We start from the raw sequence: 1,430 nt of genomic DNA, 5'->3' as shown, positions 1-1,430 counted from the left end.
TGAAGTGAACCCCAAAAGTTGGAGTAAATATTAAGCGATCATCTGGTCGGTATGTTTTCGATATTCAATCGGAGACATACCGGCCAGTTTTATTTTAATTCTTTTATGATTGTAATAATCAATATAATTTTTTATGGCTACTTTTAAAGCTTCGTATGTCGCATAATCGTGATTATGAACTGTCCCAACTTTTAAAATATGAAAGAAGCTTTCAGCACATGCATTATCTAAACAAGTCGCTTTGCGACTCATACTTTGAAAAATTTTTGCTGATTTGATAATCTCTGTATAACGGCTGTTCTGATATTGAAATCCTTGATCAGAGTGAACTGTCATTCGATAACTGAGATTTGAACGTTTATTGATTAACCGTTTTAGTGGTTCTGTCACAAACTCCACCGTTGGGTGGAGGCTAATTGACCATTGAAGGACTTCACTATTAAATAAATCAATATATGCCGTAAAATAAGCTCTTTCATTTGTACTTTTATTTCCCCATCGTAGTTCAGTGACATCAGTTACTATTTTTTGATAGGATCTATCAGTCTTAAAACGTCGGTTTAAAAGATTGGAAGCTATTTTACCAACAGTTCCTTTATATGAATTATATCTTTTCGTTTTTCGTTCGTAAGCGTGACATAGGAGTTTGTTTTCTCGCATTATTCTCAACACGGTTTTGTGATTGATTTTAATGCCTATGTTACGTAACTCACTTGTTACGGGACGATACCCATAATCAGAATGCCCTTCACAAATTGTTTTAATCGTTTCAATCAGTTCTTTTGAATCTTGTTGGTACTCTCGTTTACAAGCATCATGGTAGCTACTGCTGGACATCAGTCCAGCTTTTAATACGGTTGCCAACTTAATCTGTAATTCACACCTTAACTCAGTGATTATCTGGGCTTTTTCTTGGTTTTTAATCTTTGTTTTTTCTGTATTAAGGCGTCCAATTTTTCCAAGTACGCTACCCGTGCCCTTAGAAAGTCATTTTCTTCTTGTAATTGTTTTGAAGTTTTTGGATTTTTTGATTTAGTCATTTTAGGCAGTTTTCCTTTTGAAGTTTTTAAGCGACCTTGTACCAGTTTCTTTTCCCAGTCCCAAATCACGACAGGATTCTTAATTTTAAAATGACGTGCTGTAACCGGAAAAGAAGCCCTATGTTTTAATCGCCAGTGAATGACCTTCATTTTATAGGAATAATCATAAAATGTCTTCCCTAAATTATTTTCTAAGCCTTGAATCCCAAACATTTTAAAATGATCCAACCATTGATAAATAGTTGCAGATCCCTTGATTCCATACTTCTTCATTAGTAAACCGGCTGGTTTACCTTTCAAATATTCTTTTAGAACTTTTTTCTTTATTTCAACTGTGAACATAGTAAAACCCCCTGAGTTAGATTTCTCCAACTCAGGGGGTTCACTTCA

At 34.5% G+C, this 1,430-nt stretch carries 2 protein-coding genes; both read right to left on the bottom strand.

The window, feature by feature from the left end; all coding sequences use genetic code 11:
* Window positions 1–30 precede the first annotated feature (30 nt).
* Entirely contained in the window at window positions 31–870 is an 840-nt protein-coding gene (locus AC1RPV_RS07580; RefSeq protein WP_481761996.1) for an IS3 family transposase, read from the bottom strand.
* Window positions 871–896: 26 nt separating this feature from the next.
* Window positions 897–1,382 (bottom strand): helix-turn-helix domain-containing protein, encoded by a 486-nt coding sequence (locus AC1RPV_RS07575; RefSeq protein WP_481761995.1) that lies wholly within the window; start codon window positions 1,380–1,382, stop codon window positions 897–899.
* Between the last annotated feature and the right edge of the window lie 48 nt (window positions 1,383–1,430).

Source organism: Dellaglioa sp. CoH-55-MRSF-9, from assembly GCF_056782155.1.
The sequence above is the reverse complement of the archived record's forward strand: the minus strand, read 5'-3'. Positions and strand labels throughout refer to the sequence as shown.